The sequence below is a fragment of the Streptomyces sp. WAC00040 genome, from assembly GCF_056835925.1.
Genome location: NZ_JAKQZE010000003.1, coordinates 866,988 through 881,153 on the forward strand (window position 1 = coordinate 866,988; position 14,166 = coordinate 881,153).

Below are 14,166 nucleotides of genomic sequence, written 5' to 3' on the forward strand. Positions count from 1 at the left end.
GCCGGTCAGCCCTTGTTGGGGCCCTCGTAGTCCTCACCGTAGGCGCCCTTGGCGGGCCGGCGGCGGCGCATGGGGGGCTCGACGCCGTCGGCGAGACGCCGGGCGGTGACCAGGAAGCCGGTGTGGCCGATCATCCGGTGGTCGGGGCGCACGGCGAGGCCCTCGACGTGCCAGTTGCGGATCATCGACTCCCACGGCTGCGGCTCTGCGAAGCAGCCGATCTCGCGGATGGACTCGACGGTGCGCGCGAGCTGGGTGGTGGTGGCCACGTAGCAGCACAGGATGCCGCCGGGGACGAGCGCCTTGGAGACGGCCTCGAGGCACTCCCAGGGAGCGAGCATGTCGAGGATGACCCGGTCGACGTCGGCGTCGGTCAGATTGTCCTGGAGGTCGCCGACTGTGAGCTGCCAGGCCGGGTGCGGACCGCCGAAGTAGCGCTCCACGTTCGCCTGGGCGATCTCGGCGAAGTCCGCGCGGCGCTCGTAGGAGTGCAGCATGCCGTGGTCGCCGATGGCGCGCAGGAGGAAGCTGCTGAGCGAGCCGGAGCCGACCCCGGCCTCCACGACGCGGGCGCCGGGGAAGATGTCGGCGAAGGCCAGGATCTGCCCCGCGTCCTTGGGGTAGACCACGGCGGCGCCGCGGGGCATGGACAGGACATAGTCGGGGAGCAGGGGGCGCAGCGCGAGGTAGGCGACGTTTCCCGTGGTTCGGACAACACTGCCCTCAGGAGCGCCGATCAGCTCGTCGTGGGGGAAGGAACCCTTGTGGGTGTGGAAGTTCTTCCCGGCCTCGAGCGTGAACGTGTAGTGGCGTCCCTTGGGGTCGGTGAGCTGGACCTGGTCCCCGACCTTGAAGGGCCCGCGACGGCGGGCGGCACCGGTCGGTTCGGACATGTGACCAGTGTATGGGCTTCAGGAACCGGGCCGTGCCATGGCGGCGACGAAGGCCCGCTCGACGTCCGCGGCGGACAGCACGCCGTAGATCTCGCCGGACTCCTCCACCACGAGGTACTCGGTGGCGGGTGTGGCCCGCAGGGTGTCGAGGAGGGCCTCTCCGGCGAGTTCCGCGGGGATCTTCATGCCTTCGGTGAGGTCCTGCGCCAGTCCGCCGACGGCGACCCAGGGCCTGCGGTGCTCGGGGACGCCGACGATGGCGGCCTCGCGGACCAGCGAGGTCGGGTCCCCGTGGCCGTCGACCACGACCAGGGCACGGGCGCCCGCCTCGTTGGCTCGGCGCAGGGCCTCCGACAGCGGGGTGTCCGCCTCGACGGGGACGGCGCGGCGGGTCAGTGCGCGGGCGGCCAGTTCCGGCAGGTGCTCCCGCAGGCGGGCCATCCGCAGGCTGTTGCCGGCGCCGGTCCAGATGATGGCGGCCAGGATGGCGGCCAGCAGGGCGTCGGTGACGGTCTCCGTCCCGCCGATGTCCTCGGTGGAGTTCCCGAGGGCGCCGGTGTGGGTGAGGAGCGGCAGGCCGATGAGGACGGCGACGGCGAGCGCCCGGCCGACCCAGGCGGCGGCGACGGTGCCGGCCATGGGCCTGCCAGTGATCTTCCACACCACGGCGCGCAACATCCGGCCGCCGTCCAGGGGCAGACCCGGCAGCAGGTTGAAGGCCGCGACGATGAGGTTTGAGATCATCAGGCCGGCGAGGAGCACGCCGGGGACGGTGCCGGGCTCCACCGCGTACATGCCGAGGTAGAAGACCCCGGCCAGGGCGAGGGAGAGCAGCGGTCCGACGAAGGCGAGCCAGAACTCACGGCCCGGCGTCTCGGTCTCCTTCTCGATCTCGGAGACGCCGCCGAAGAACTGGAGCTGGATCCGGCGCACCGGCAGCTTGAACCGGAGCGCGGCGACGGTATGGGCCAGTTCGTGGACGAGGACCGAGGCGTAGAAGGCCACGGCGAAGAACAGCGAGACGAGGTAGCGTGCGCCGCCGAGCTCCGGCAGCACGCGGTCGAGCTGCCCTCCGAAAACCCAGGTGATCAGGGCGGCGACGACGAACCAGCTGGGGGCGACGTAGACGGGCACGCCGAAGGGGCGGCCCATGAGGAGGCCACCGCCCGGCTCGCCGGGGCGCCGCGGTCTGCCCTTGCCGGACGTCTTGTCCGGCCCGGACCGCTCGCGCTCACCGCTCGTGTCGTCCTCGTTCACGGGTTCCCTTCGGGGCGAAATGGGGTCGTTGCGAATGGTCGTCGCTCGAAATCATGACGTGCTCGGGGTCTGTGGTCGATGGTATGCCGCTCGCTGTCGGTGGCGGGCCGTAGGGTCTGCGTCATGAGTACGAGCCAGCAGCCCGCAGAGCCGGCCACCGACGGGTCCGCCACGCCGGTGGTCCCCCGGCCGGCCGTGGCCGCCCGGCCGGAAGTCGTCGACGAGCCGGCGCCCGCCGCCCCCGTGGACGGCGCGGCCACGGCACCCGTCGCAGGCGACGACGAGAGCCCGGAGCAGCCGGCGCGGAGCGCGCCGCCCACGTCGCTGTCACCCTCACGTGCGAGCGACTTCATGCAGTGCCCCCTGCTCTACCGGTTCCGGGTGATCGACAGGCTGCCGGAGAAGCCCAGCGAAGCGGCTACCCGGGGAACGCTGGTGCACGCGGTGCTGGAGCGGCTCTTCGACGATCCGGCGGCCGAGCGGACGGCGCCGCGCGCCAAGGCGATGGTTCCCGGCCAGTGGAGCCGGCTCCTCGAGACGCGTCCGGAGCTGGGCGAGCTGTTCACGGAGGACCCCGGCGGCGAGCGGCTGTCCCGCTGGCTCGGTGAGGCGGAGCAGTTGGTGGAGCGGTGGTTCACTCTGGAGGACCCGACGCGGCTCGAGCCCCGCGAGCGGGAGATGTTCGTGGAGACGGAGCTGGAGTCGGGGCTGCGGCTGCGCGGCGTGATCGACCGGGTGGACGTCGCGCCGACCGGCGACGTGAGGATCGTCGACTACAAGACGGGCAAGGCCCCGCGTCCCGAGTACAGCGAAGGCGCGCTGTTCCAGATGAAGTTCTACGCGCTGGTGATCTGGCGGCTGAAGCAGGTAGTGCCGCGACGGCTCCAGCTGGTGTACCTCGGCAGCGGCGACGTGCTGACGTACGACCCGGTCATGGCCGACCTCGAGCGGACGGAGCGCAAACTGCTGGCGCTCTGGGAGGCGATCCGGCTGGCCACACAGACGGGTGACTGGCGGCCGCGGCCGACGAAGCTGTGCGGCTGGTGCGACCACCGTTCGGTGTGTCCGGAATTCGGCGGCACTCCCCCGGTTTATCCGCTGAGCGTTTCCCCGCGCGCGTCGGCCGAGGATGGCCAGGGCAGAATGGGCCCGGTCTAAAGAAGGAGTACCCGTGGCTATCCGCGTCCTACTGGTCGACGACCAACCGCTGTTGCGCACCGGTTTCCGGATGATCCTCGAAGCCGAGCAGGACATCGCGGTGGTCGGTGAGGCCGGGGACGGCCTCCAGGCCCTCGACCAGGTGCGGGCGCTCCAGCCCGACGTCGTGCTGATGGACATCCGGATGCCCCGGATGGACGGTGTGGAGGCGACGCGTCAGATCACCGGTCCCGGCCGGGACGGTCCGGCGAAGGTCCTGGTGCTGACCACCTTCGACCTGGACGAGTACGTGGTGGAGGCGCTGCGCGCCGGTGCGAGCGGCTTCCTGCTGAAGGACGCCCCGGCCAACGAACTGGTGCAGGCGATCCGGGTGGTCGCCGCGGGAGAGGCGATGCTCGCGCCGAGCATCACCCGCAGGCTGCTCGACAAGTACGCGGACCATCTGCCGTCCGGCGAGGAGCCGGTTCCGGACACGCTCCACACGCTGACCGACCGTGAGGTGGAGGTACTGAAGCTGGTGGCCCGCGGACTGTCCAACGCGGAGATCGCGGCGGACCTCTTCGTCAGCGAGACGACCGTCAAGACGCACGTCGGCCATGTGCTGACGAAGCTGGGCCTGCGTGACCGCGTCCAGGCGGCGGTCTACGCGTACGAGAGCGGCCTGGTGCGCCCCGGCGCCCAGTAGCGGCGGCCCGTCCACCCGGCGGCCCGCCCGGTGGACGGTGCCCGTCGCGCCCTGCGGGAACGGCCGGTGCCCGGCAGCTGCTTCGAGCAGTTGCCGGGCACCGGTCTTTCCGCGGTCGCGCGTCCGCCCCGGATCAGCTCCCGCCGTGGGACAGCTCCCAGAGCTGAAGGTCGGAGCTGGAGTTCAGCGCCCACTCGGCACCGCTCACGTCGTCGCGCGCGGCAACGTACTGCTTGCCCTGCCAGAGCGGCAGCACGGGGACGTCGTCGGCGACGATGTCCTGGATCTCCTTGAAGGCAGGCGACGCCGCGGTGCGGTCGACGTCGCGCCGCGACTGCGGGATGAGTTCGCGGACCTTGTCGCTCACGTAGGGCGAGTTGAGGAAGTTGCCCTCGCCGAGGAACGGCGCAGTGTAGTTGTCCGGGTCCGGGAAGTCGGGGAACCAGCCGAGCCCGTAGACGGCGTAGTCGCCCCGCTTCTGGGCGGGCCGGAACTTGGACCACTCGGTGCCCTCGACCTTGACTTCGAACAGCCCGCTCGCGTTGAGCTGGTCGCGAAGGGCCTCGAACTCCTTGGCCGTTCCCTCGCCGTAGTGGTCGGTGGTGTAGTGGAGCGTGAGCTGGACCGGGGTGTCGATACCGGCGTCGTCCAAGAGCGCGGCGGCCTTCTTGCGGCTGGGCTCGCCGTACTTGTTGTAGAACGAGTTGGTGTGCGCCGAGATGCTCTTCGGGATGAGCGAGTAGAGCGGTTCGGCGGTGGCGCCGTAGACCTCACCGGCGATCTGGCCGCGGTCGACGAGCGACGCGACGGCCTGACGGACGGCCTTCTTCTTCACGGCCGGGTCGCTGGTGTCGAAGGCGAGGTAGCGGATCTCCAGGCCGGGCATCTCGGTGAGCTCGATGCCCTCCTTCGGGTTCTCCAGCATCTCCTTGATCTGCTCCGGCGCCATGGTGCGCGTCATCAGGTCGATGTCACCGGACTCGAGGGCCTTGCCCATGGAGTCGGAGTCGGCGAAGGAACGCAGGACGACCTTGTCGTTCTTCAGCTTGAGGTCGCCCTTGTAGTTCGGGTTCTTGCTGAAGACGACCCTGGAGACCGTGTCCCCGTCGGTCTCCGTCTTCATCGTGTACGGGCCGGAGCCGTCGACCTCGAACCCCTCGCGCAGCTTCTTGCCGTCGTACTTCTCCTTGCTGACGATGCCGGCGGCCGGCGTCGAGAGCTTGTACGGGAAGGTGGCGTCCGGCGTGGCGAGATGGAAGATGATCTCGCTGTCGCCCTTGGTCTCGATCGTGTCGATGTTCGAGAGCAGGGCGGCCGTGCCGTTGTCGGCGTCGATGTCCAGAACGCGCTGGATGGAGAACTTGACGTCCTCGGCGGTGACCGGAGTGCCGTCGGCGAACTTGAGGCCGCTGCGCAGCTTGCAGCGGTAGCTCTCGCTCACGGAGTCGGTGAAGAGGCAGCTCTCCGCGGCGTCCGGCACGGGCTCGCCGCCGCCGCGCGGGGCGTGCATCAGGGTCTGCAGCGTCTGACGCAGCACGTTCCAGGCACCGGTGTCGTACGCGTAGGCCGGGTCCAGGGGTGCCGGGGCGTCCTCGCCGGCGACGAACTGGTCCGTGGTGCCCACGACTATGGCATCACCGCCGTCGGACCCGCCTTCCGTGCTGCCGCAGGCGACGAGCACGGGCGCGAGCAGGCCGACCACGGCCGGCAGCACCAAAGTCTTACGGTTCATCCTGGACGTTCTCCCTCACCGATCCGGCACTGTGATACAGCGATGTGTTCAAGACACTCCGCCGCCTCCGCCCGGTCGGGGCGGCGCGATCGGGCCGGGGATACAGACGATCGGTCCTGTGTTTCCGACGGCGGGGTGGCCGACGGGACACCACGGTGGTGCAGCGAAGCTCTCGCCGACGAGATTAGTCGGCAACGCCAGGAAAGCTTGACCGGGCCCGAGTTGGGCCGTAATCGCTGAGTGATCATCAATGCCTGTGAGTGGATGGCACTGCCACGGAATATTCGTAAACACCCGCATCAATCGGTACACATGGGCCGCCCGAGACCCCTCCCGAAGAGGTGTCGGACGCACATCACCCCTGGTTGGGCACCACTCACAGTGACGAAGGTCACGCCGTTCGACCCAATTTCGATCAAGTCGGAAAGCCGTTCGACGGTCACGGAAAAGGCAGAACTCCCCGCCCCTGGTTTCCGACGGAATCGAAAAGCACGGACAGTGCCCGTATCACTGCTTTGCGCTGATGAGAGTGCGCAGAAAAACGACGTCCACTTCTTCCAGGGACCTCACGACGACCCGGCCGCCGACCGGCTGGATCGGGGCCACGGACGGAACGGCGACCACCCGGCATCCAGCTGCCTCGGCGGATGCCACGCCGGTCGCCGTGTCCTCCACGACGGCGCATCTCGCCGGGTCCGCGCCCAGGCCCTGGGCTGCGAGGAGATACGGCTCGGGGTGCGGCTTGGTACGCGGCACCTCGTCCCCCGCGACCGAGAGCGCGAAGTGCTGGGGCCCGAGAGAGGCGAGGATCCGGTCGATGATGCGCCGGTGCGAGGCGGACACGAGCGCCGTAGGCACATTGTGCGCCGCCAGTTCGGCGAGCAGCCGGGCCGCGCCCGGCATCAGGGGTACACCCCTGCTGATCCGCTCCTCGAACTTGTCGTTGAGCAGCACGGTCAGCTCCGCGAGGCTGATGTCCGCGCCGGTGGCCTCGATGAGATAGCCCGCGCTCCGGGTCATCGGTCCGCCGACCACCACGTCCCGCCAGGCCTGGTCCAGTCGGTGCCCGAGATCCGCGAAGACCTCCACCTCCGCGTCCCACCAGAAGCCCTCCGTGTCCACGAGGGTGCCGTCCATGTCGAGAAACACGGCCTGAAGTGCGGCCGCTTCCGCCGAACGGGTCAGCGACGCGGGGACGGTGCTGGTCATAGGCACACCTCCGTGAGGGACGAGAAGGCCGGCCACCTCTCCCAGCGGCTCTCCCGCAGGGACAGGCGACCGGCCTGCACTGGACCGACCAGTGTACGACCCGAACGATCAGCGTGCGTTGAAATACTTCGCCTCGGGGTGGTGGATGACGATCGCGTCGGTGGACTGCTCCGGGTGGAGCTGGAACTCCTCCGACAGCTGGACGCCGATCCGCTCGGGCTCGAGCAGCTCCGCGATCTTGGCCCGGTCCTCGAGATCGGGGCACGCGCCGTAACCGAGGGAGAACCGGGCGCCGCGGTACTTCAGGGCGAACATGTCCTCCACGTCGGCCGGGTCCTCGCCGCCGAAGCCCAGTTCGGCGCGCACCCGGGCGTGCCAGTACTCGGCCAGTGCCTCCGCGAGCTGGACGGACAGGCCGTGCAGTTCGAGGTAGTCGCGGTAGGAGTCGGCCTCGAACAGCTTGGCGGTCTCCTCGCCGATGCGGGAGCCGACGGTGACGACCTGAAGGCCGACCACATCGGTCTCGCCGGACTCCTCGGGGCGGAAGAAGTCCGCCAGGCAAAGACGCCGGCCCCGGCGCTGCCGCGGGAAGGAGAAGCGGGTCCGCTCGGAGCCGTCCTCACCGAGAATGATCAGGTCGTCACCCTTGGACACGCAGGGGAAGTAGCCGTGGACGACGGCCGCTTCGAGGAGGTTGTCGGTCTGCAGCCGCTCGAGCAGGCCGCGCAGCCGCGGCCGGCCCTCCGACTCCACCAGCTCCTCGTACGAGGGGCCGTCTCCCGCCCGGGACTGCTTGAGTCCCCACTGCCCCTTGAACAGGGCGCCCTCGTCGAGCCAGGAGGCGTAGTCCTTGAGCGGGATGCCCTTGACGACCCGGGTGCCCCAGAACGGCGGGGTCGGGACCGGGTTGTCGGTGGCGACGTCGGAGCGGACCGCGCCTTCCTCCGGGCGCTCCTCCACGACCGCCGTCGTGGCCTTGACCCGGCGCTGCCTGAGCTCGGGCAGGACCGCGCCGGGGACACCCCGCTTGATGCCGATGAGGGCGTCCATCAGGCGCAGGCCCTCGAACGCGTCGCGGGCGTAGCGGACTTCGCCCTCGTAGATCTCGTGGAGATCCTGCTCGACGTAGGCGCGGGTGAGGGCGGCGCCGCCGAGGATGACCGGGTAGTCGGCGGCCATGCCCCGCTGGTTGAGCTCCTGGAGGTTCTCCTTCATGATCACCGTGGACTTGACCAGCAGGCCCGACATGCCGATCACGTCGGCCCTGTGCTCCTTGGCCGCGTCGAGGATCGCGGAGACGGGCTGCTTGATACCCAGGTTGACCACGTTGTAGCCGTTGTTGGACAGGATGATGTCCACGAGGTTCTTGCCGATGTCGTGGACGTCGCCGCGAACGGTGGCCAGCACGATCGTGCCCTTGCCCTCGGCATCGGACTTCTCCATGTGCGGCTCGAGGTGCGCCACCGCGTTCTTCATGACCTCGGCGGACTGGAGCACGAACGGCAGCTGCATCTGCCCGGAGCCGAACAACTCGCCGACGACCTTCATGCCGTCCAGCAGCGTGTCGTTGACGATGTCCAGCGCCGGACGGTCCTTCAGCGCCTCGTCGAGGTCTGTCCCGAGTCCGTTCTTCTCGCCGTCGATGATCCGCCGCTTCAGGCGCTCCTCCAGCGGCAGCGCGGCCAGCTCCTCCGCCTTGCCCGCCTTCAGCGACTTCGTGGTCGCGCCCTCGAACAGCGCCATCAGCTTCTGGAGCGGGTCGTACCCCTCGCTGCGCCGGTCGTAGATGAGGTCCAGAGCCGTGGTGACCTGCTCCTCGTCGAACCGGGCGATCGGCAGGATCTTCGAGGCGTGCACGATCGCCGAGTCCAGGCCGGCCTTCACGCACTCGTCCAGGAAGACAGAGTTGAGCAGAATACGGGCGGCCGGGTTCAGGCCGAAGGAGATGTTCGACAGGCCCAGCGTGGTCTGCACGTCCGGGTGACGCCTCTTCAGCTCCCGGATGGCCTCGATGGTGTTGAGGCCGTCCTTGCGGGACTCCTCCTGCCCGGTGCAGATGGTGAAGGTGAGGGTGTCGATGAGGATGTCCGACTCGTGGATGCCCCAGTTGCCGGTCAGGTCCGCGATCAGCCGCTCGGCGACCGCGACCTTGTGCTCCACCGAACGGGCCTGGCCCTCCTCGTCGATCGTCAGCGCGATCAGCGCGGCGCCGTGCTCCCGCGCCAGGCGGGTCACCCTCGCGAAGCGGGAGTCCGGGCCGTCCCCGTCCTCGTAGTTCACCGAGTTGATGACCGCACGGCCGCCCAGCTTCTCCAGGCCCGCCTCGATGACGTCCACCTCGGTCGAGTCCAGCACGATCGGCAGCGTCGAAGCGGTCGCGAACCGGCCGGCGAGCTCCTCCATGTCCGCGACGCCGTCGCGGCCCACGTAGTCGACGCACAGGTCCAGCATGTGCGCGCCCTCACGGATCTGGTCGCGGGCCATCTCCACGCAGTCGTCCCAGCGGCCCTCGAGCATCGCCTCGCGGAACTTCTTCGACCCGTTCGCGTTCGTCCGCTCGCCGATCGCCATATAAGCGGTGTCCTGACGGAACGGCACCGACTGGTAGAGGGAGGCGGCGCCCGGCTCCGGACGCGGGTCACGCGGCGTCAGCTCCGCGCCCCGCACACGCTCCACCAGCTGACGCAGGTGCTCGGGCGTCGTACCGCAGCAGCCGCCGACCAGGGACAGGCCGTAGTCGGCGACGAACTGCTCCTGGGCCGAGGCCAGGCCCTCGGGACCGAGCGGGAAGTGCGCCCCGTCCTTGGTGAGCACCGGAAGGCCGGCGTTCGGCATGCACAGCAGCGGGATACGGGAGTGGCGGGTGAGATAGCGCAGGTGCTCGCTCATCTCTTCCGGGCCGGTGGAGCAGTTCAGACCGATCATGTCGACGCCGAGCGGCTCCAGCGCTGTCAGCGCGGCGCCGATCTCGGAACCCAGCAGCATCGTGCCGGTCGTCTCGAAGGCGAGGGAGCAAAGGAGCGGAAGGTCGGCGCCGGTCGCCTCCATGGCGCGGCGGGCTCCGAGGATCGCGGCCTTGGTCTGGAGCAGGTCCTGGGTCGTCTCGACGATGAGCGCGTCGGCGCCGCCCGCGATCAGGCCCTCGGCGTTCTGCTGGAATCCGTCCCTGAGCACGGTGTAGGGGGCGTGCCCGAGGGTCGGGAGCTTCGTGCCGGGGCCGATCGAGCCCAGCACCCATCGCTGCTGGCCGGTCGACGCGGTGAACTCGTCCGCCACCTCGCGGGCGATCCGGGCACCGGACTCCGAGAGCTCGTACACCCGCTCGGGGATGTCGTACTCCCCCATGGCGGAGTGGTTGGCGCCGAAGGTGTTCGTCTCCACGCAGTCGACGCCGACCTCGAAGTACGCCTCGTGGACGGAGCGCACGATGTCGGGGCGCGTGACGTTGAGAACCTCGTTGCAGCCCTCGAGATTCTCGAAGTCCTCGAGTGTCGGATCCTGTGCCTGGAGCATCGTGCCCATGGCGCCGTCGGCCACCACCACCCGGGTGGCGAGCGCTTCGCGCAGAGCGTGGACACGGGTCCGGCTGTCGGCGGAGGGGGTCGGCAACGAGGCCATGGATGTGCTCCCTGGGATGCGACGGCTGTCGGCTTTGCGCCTACCGGCGGGAAGGCGCACCCAGCCAGAGTAGCCGGGTGGGCCCGACGGAGCTGAGGTGTCCCACGGGCCGGACTGCGCCATGTCTCCGGACTTTTTCGCAAGGCCTCCACCGCGAGATACTCGGTCCGCCGTGACCAAGGTCGGCATCGACCGATAGTGTTCAGCATTGTCGAACCGTGTTGGAGAAGGGCCGATCCGATGGCGAAAAACATCCAGTCACTGGAGCGGGCTGCGGCGATGCTGCGACTGCTCGCGGGCGGAGAACGCCGGCTGGGACTGTCGGACATCGCGTCGTCGCTCGATCTGGCCAAGGGTACGGCCCATGGCATCCTGCGGACCCTTCAGGCGGAGGGATTCGTCGAACAGGACGCCGCGTCCGGCCGCTACCAGCTGGGCGCCGAGCTGCTGCGGCTCGGCAACAGCTATCTGGACGTGCACGAACTGCGGGCCCGCGCCCTGGTCTGGACTGACGACCTGGCCCGCTCCAGCGGCGAGAGCGTCCACCTCGGCGTGCTGCACCAGCACGGCGTGCTGATCGTGCACCACGTCTTCCGGCCCGACGACAGCCGGCAGGTGCTCGAGGTGGGAGCCATGCAGCCGCTGCACTCCACCGCTCTCGGCAAGGTCCTGTCCGCCTTCGACCCGGTGGCCCACACGGAGGCCCTGGAGGTGAACCGCAAGGCGTTCACGCCGCGGACAGTGACCGACATAGAGGATTTCGAGTCGCTGCTGGACCACACCCGGGCGCGGGGCTGGGCCGCCGATGTGGAGGAGACGTGGGAGGGCGTGGCCGCCGTCGCCGCACCCATCCACGACCGGCGCCGGATGCCCGTGGGGGCGATCGCCATCACGGGTGCCGTGGAGCGGGTCTGCGACAACGGAGAGCTCCGTTCCGAGCTTGTCGCGGCGGTGCGGGACTGCGCCCGGGCGGTCTCCAGGGACCTCGGCGCCGGGCGCTTCTGACCCGTCGAACACATCGTCTGGTAACGATCCGGTTTTCGGCCACACAACCCTTGACGCCATGTTTACCGGGGGGCAAAACTGCCGTTCACCGGTCGGCATTGTCGAACGCTTAACGGCAATACGCGCTAGAGTGTGACAACGCCAGGCCGGTAACGCCCTCACTGAGGGCGCGGACCACCGGAGGGACCCGGGGTTCGCCTTCCCCCTGGACGAAGGACAAAGGAGTCGCGGGTGTCCAACTCCGACATCTTCATCGGCGAGATCATCGGTACCGCCGTACTCATCCTGCTCGGTGGCGGCGTAGTCGCCGCCGTAGTACTCAAGCGCTCGAAGGCTCAGAACGCCGGCTGGCTGGCCATCACCCTCGGGTGGGGCTTCGCGGTGCTGACCGCGGTGTACATGACCGGCACGCTCTCCGGTGCACACCTCAACCCCGCCGTCACGCTCGGCATCGCGATCAAGGACAACGACTGGGGCAACGTCCCCGTCTACGTCGCAGGCCAGCTCCTCGGCGCCATGATCGGCGCCGCCCTGGTCTGGCTCGCCTACTACGGCCAGTTCCACGCGCACCTCACCGACCCCGAGATCGTGGGCGACCCCGCCGACAAGGCGATCGAGGGTCCGCACGACGGGGCTGCCGCCAAGGCCGGCCCGGTCCTCGGTGTCTTCTCCACCGGCCCCGAGATCCGCAACGTCTGGCAGAACCTCGCCACCGAGATCATCGGCACGATCGTGCTGGTCCTGGCGGTGCTCACGCAGGGTCTCAACGACAGCGGCAAGGGCCTCGGCCCGCTCGGCGGACTCATGGTCTCCCTCGTCGTCGTCGCCATCGGCCTCTCGCTCGGCGGCCCCACCGGCTACGCCATCAACCCGGCCCGTGACCTGGGTCCGCGCATCGTGCACGCGCTGCTCCCGCTGCCGAACAAGGGCGGCTCCGACTGGAGCTACGCCTGGATACCCGTCGCCGGTCCGCTGATCGGTGCGGCCGTCGCAGCGGGTATCTACAACATCGCGTTCGCCTGAGCCGTATCAGCAGCACGAGCCGTACCCACCGATACCTGAGCAGGAGCAGACCGTGACCGACGCACACACCACCGGCCCGTTCATCGCGGCCATCGACCAGGGCACCACTTCCAGCCGCTGCATCGTCTTCGACAAGGACGGCCGGATCGTCTCCGTCGACCAGAAGGAGCACGAGCAGATCTTCCCGAAGCCGGGCTGGGTGGAGCACGACGCCGCCGAGATCTGGACCAACGTCCAGGAGGTCGTCGCCGGAGCCATCGAGAAGGCCGGCATCACCTCCGCCGACGTCAAGGCCATCGGCATCACCAACCAGCGCGAGACGACGCTGCTGTGGGACAAGAACACCGGCGAGCCCGTCCACAACGCCATCGTCTGGCAGGACACCCGCACCGACGCCCTCTGCAAGGAGCTCGGCCGCAACGTCGGGCAGGACCGTTTCCGCCGTGAGACGGGCCTGCCGCTGGCCTCCTACTTCGCCGGTCCGAAGGCCCGCTGGCTGCTCGACAACGTCGAGGGCCTGCGCGAGCGCGCCGAACGCGGCGACATCCTCTTCGGCACCATGGACTCCTGGGTCATCTGGAACCTGACCGGCGGAGTCGACGGCGGCGTCCACGTCACCGACGTCACCAATGCCTCCCGCACCATGCTGATGAACCTGCACACCATGGAGTGGGACGACAAGATCCTTCAGTCCATGGAGGTCCCGGCCGCGATCCTGCCGGAGATCCGGTCCTCCGCCGAGGTCTACGGCCTCGCCAAGGGCGGCGCGCTCGACGGCATCCCCGTCGCCTCCGCGCTCGGCGACCAGCAGGCGGCCCTGTTCGGCCAGACCTGCTACTCGAAGGGCGAGGCCAAGTCCACGTACGGCACCGGCACCTTCATGCTGATGAACACCGGTGACGAGCCCGTCAATTCCTACAACGGCCTGCTGACCACCGTCGGCTACCGCATCGGCGACGAGAAGGCGGTCTACGCCCTCGAGGGCTCGATCGCCGTCACCGGTTCGCTGGTGCAGTGGATGCGCGACCAGATGGGCCTGATCAACTCCGCCGCCGAGATCGAGACCCTCGCCTCCTCCGTGGAGGACAACGGCGGCGCCTACTTCGTGCCGGCCTTCTCAGGTCTGTTCGCCCCGTACTGGCGCTCCGACGCCCGCGGTGTGATCGCCGGCCTGACCCGGTACGTCACCAAGGCGCACATCGCGCGCGCCGTTCTCGAGGCCACCGCCTGGCAGACCCGTGAGATCACCGACGCCATGACGAAGGACTCCGGCGTCGAACTGACCGCGCTCAAGGTCGACGGCGGCATGACCTCCAACAACCTGCTGATGCAGACCCTCTCGGACTTCCTGGACGCCCCCGTGGTGCGCCCGATGGTCGCCGAGACGACCTGCCTCGGCGCCGCCTACGCCGCCGGCCTGGCCGTCGGCTTCTGGCCGGACACCGACGCGCTGCGTGCCAACTGGCGCAGGGCCGCCGAGTGGACCCCCCGCATGGACGCTGACAAGCGTGACAGCGAGTACAAGAGCTGGCTCAAGGCCGTGGAGCGGACCATGGGCTGGCTCGACGAGGAAAACTGACGAGGAG

At 69.2% G+C, this 14,166-nt stretch carries 10 protein-coding genes; 5 read left to right on the top strand and 5 right to left on the bottom strand.

All coding sequences use genetic code 11. From position 1 onward, the window contains the following. Positions 1 to 5: 5 nt before the first annotated feature. Together MDN94_RS29425 and MDN94_RS29430 are read right to left on the bottom strand one after the other, a co-directional pair. Positions 6 to 893 carry a tRNA (adenine-N1)-methyltransferase gene (locus tag MDN94_RS29425; RefSeq protein ID WP_005319518.1) on the bottom strand — a complete coding sequence of 296 codons (888 nt, stop codon included), beginning with the start codon at positions 891 to 893 and terminating at the stop codon, positions 6 to 8. An 18-nt stretch (positions 894 to 911) separates the two neighbouring features. Further along, positions 912 to 2,150 (bottom strand): site-2 protease family protein, encoded by a 1,239-nt coding sequence (locus MDN94_RS29430; protein ID WP_482728877.1) that lies wholly within the window; start codon positions 2,148 to 2,150, stop codon positions 912 to 914. 123 nt (positions 2,151 to 2,273) lie between these two features. Between MDN94_RS29430 and MDN94_RS29435 the strand changes: the two genes are divergently transcribed. Together MDN94_RS29435 and MDN94_RS29440 are read left to right on the top strand one after the other, a co-directional pair. Next, positions 2,274 to 3,308 (top strand): RecB family exonuclease, encoded by a 1,035-nt coding sequence (locus tag MDN94_RS29435; protein ID WP_482728878.1) that lies wholly within the window; start codon positions 2,274 to 2,276, stop codon positions 3,306 to 3,308. 13 nt (positions 3,309 to 3,321) lie between these two features. Further along, positions 3,322 to 3,993, top strand: a complete 672-nt coding sequence (locus MDN94_RS29440; protein WP_177151020.1) for a response regulator — start codon at positions 3,322 to 3,324, stop codon at positions 3,991 to 3,993. 133 nt (positions 3,994 to 4,126) lie between these two features. Here MDN94_RS29440 and MDN94_RS29445 read toward each other — a convergent pair whose 3' ends face one another. The 3 genes from MDN94_RS29445 to metH all read right to left on the bottom strand — a co-directional run bounded on the left by MDN94_RS29445 (position 4,127) and on the right by metH (position 10,552). Further along, positions 4,127 to 5,725: an ABC transporter substrate-binding protein gene (locus MDN94_RS29445; RefSeq protein WP_482728879.1), complete on the bottom strand. Its 1,599-nt coding sequence runs from the start codon at positions 5,723 to 5,725 to the stop codon at positions 4,127 to 4,129. A gap of 507 nt (positions 5,726 to 6,232) precedes the next feature. After that, positions 6,233 to 6,934 (bottom strand): HAD family hydrolase, encoded by a 702-nt coding sequence (locus MDN94_RS29450; protein ID WP_482728880.1) that lies wholly within the window; start codon positions 6,932 to 6,934, stop codon positions 6,233 to 6,235. Between the two features lie 108 nt (positions 6,935 to 7,042). Next, positions 7,043 to 10,552: a methionine synthase gene (gene metH, locus MDN94_RS29455; RefSeq protein WP_482728881.1), complete on the bottom strand. Its 3,510-nt coding sequence runs from the start codon at positions 10,550 to 10,552 to the stop codon at positions 7,043 to 7,045. 240 nt (positions 10,553 to 10,792) lie between these two features. Here metH and MDN94_RS29460 point away from each other — a divergent pair, with 240 nt between their 5' ends. The 3 genes from MDN94_RS29460 (at position 10,793) to glpK (ending at position 14,159) form a co-directional block, all read left to right on the top strand. Further along, positions 10,793 to 11,557 (top strand): IclR family transcriptional regulator, encoded by a 765-nt coding sequence (locus tag MDN94_RS29460; protein WP_482728882.1) that lies wholly within the window; start codon positions 10,793 to 10,795, stop codon positions 11,555 to 11,557. A gap of 231 nt (positions 11,558 to 11,788) precedes the next feature. Further along, on the top strand, positions 11,789 to 12,580 hold the full coding sequence (locus tag MDN94_RS29465; protein WP_482728883.1) for an MIP/aquaporin family protein: 792 nt from the start codon (positions 11,789 to 11,791) through the stop codon (positions 12,578 to 12,580). A 52-nt stretch (positions 12,581 to 12,632) separates the two neighbouring features. After that, a complete protein-coding gene (gene glpK, locus MDN94_RS29470; protein WP_482728884.1) occupies positions 12,633 to 14,159 on the top strand; it encodes a glycerol kinase GlpK in 1,527 nt (508 codons plus the stop codon). Positions 14,160 to 14,166 lie beyond the last annotated feature (7 nt).

Bases quoted from the DNA above. Each gene is read 5' to 3' on its own strand.
- MDN94_RS29425 (WP_005319518.1), bottom strand. From the start codon at position 893: ATGTCCGAACCGACCGGTGCCGCCCGCCGTCGCGGGCCCTTCAAGGTC.
- MDN94_RS29435 (WP_482728878.1), top strand. From the start codon at position 2,274: ATGAGTACGAGCCAGCAGCCCGCAGAGCCGGCCACCGACGGGTCCGCC.
- MDN94_RS29445 (WP_482728879.1), bottom strand. From the start codon at position 5,725: ATGAACCGTAAGACTTTGGTGCTGCCGGCCGTGGTCGGCCTGCTCGCG.
- MDN94_RS29450 (WP_482728880.1), bottom strand. From the start codon at position 6,934: ATGACCAGCACCGTCCCCGCGTCGCTGACCCGTTCGGCGGAAGCGGCC.
- metH (WP_482728881.1), bottom strand. From the start codon at position 10,552: ATGGCCTCGTTGCCGACCCCCTCCGCCGACAGCCGGACCCGTGTCCAC.
- MDN94_RS29460 (WP_482728882.1), top strand. From the start codon at position 10,793: ATGGCGAAAAACATCCAGTCACTGGAGCGGGCTGCGGCGATGCTGCGA.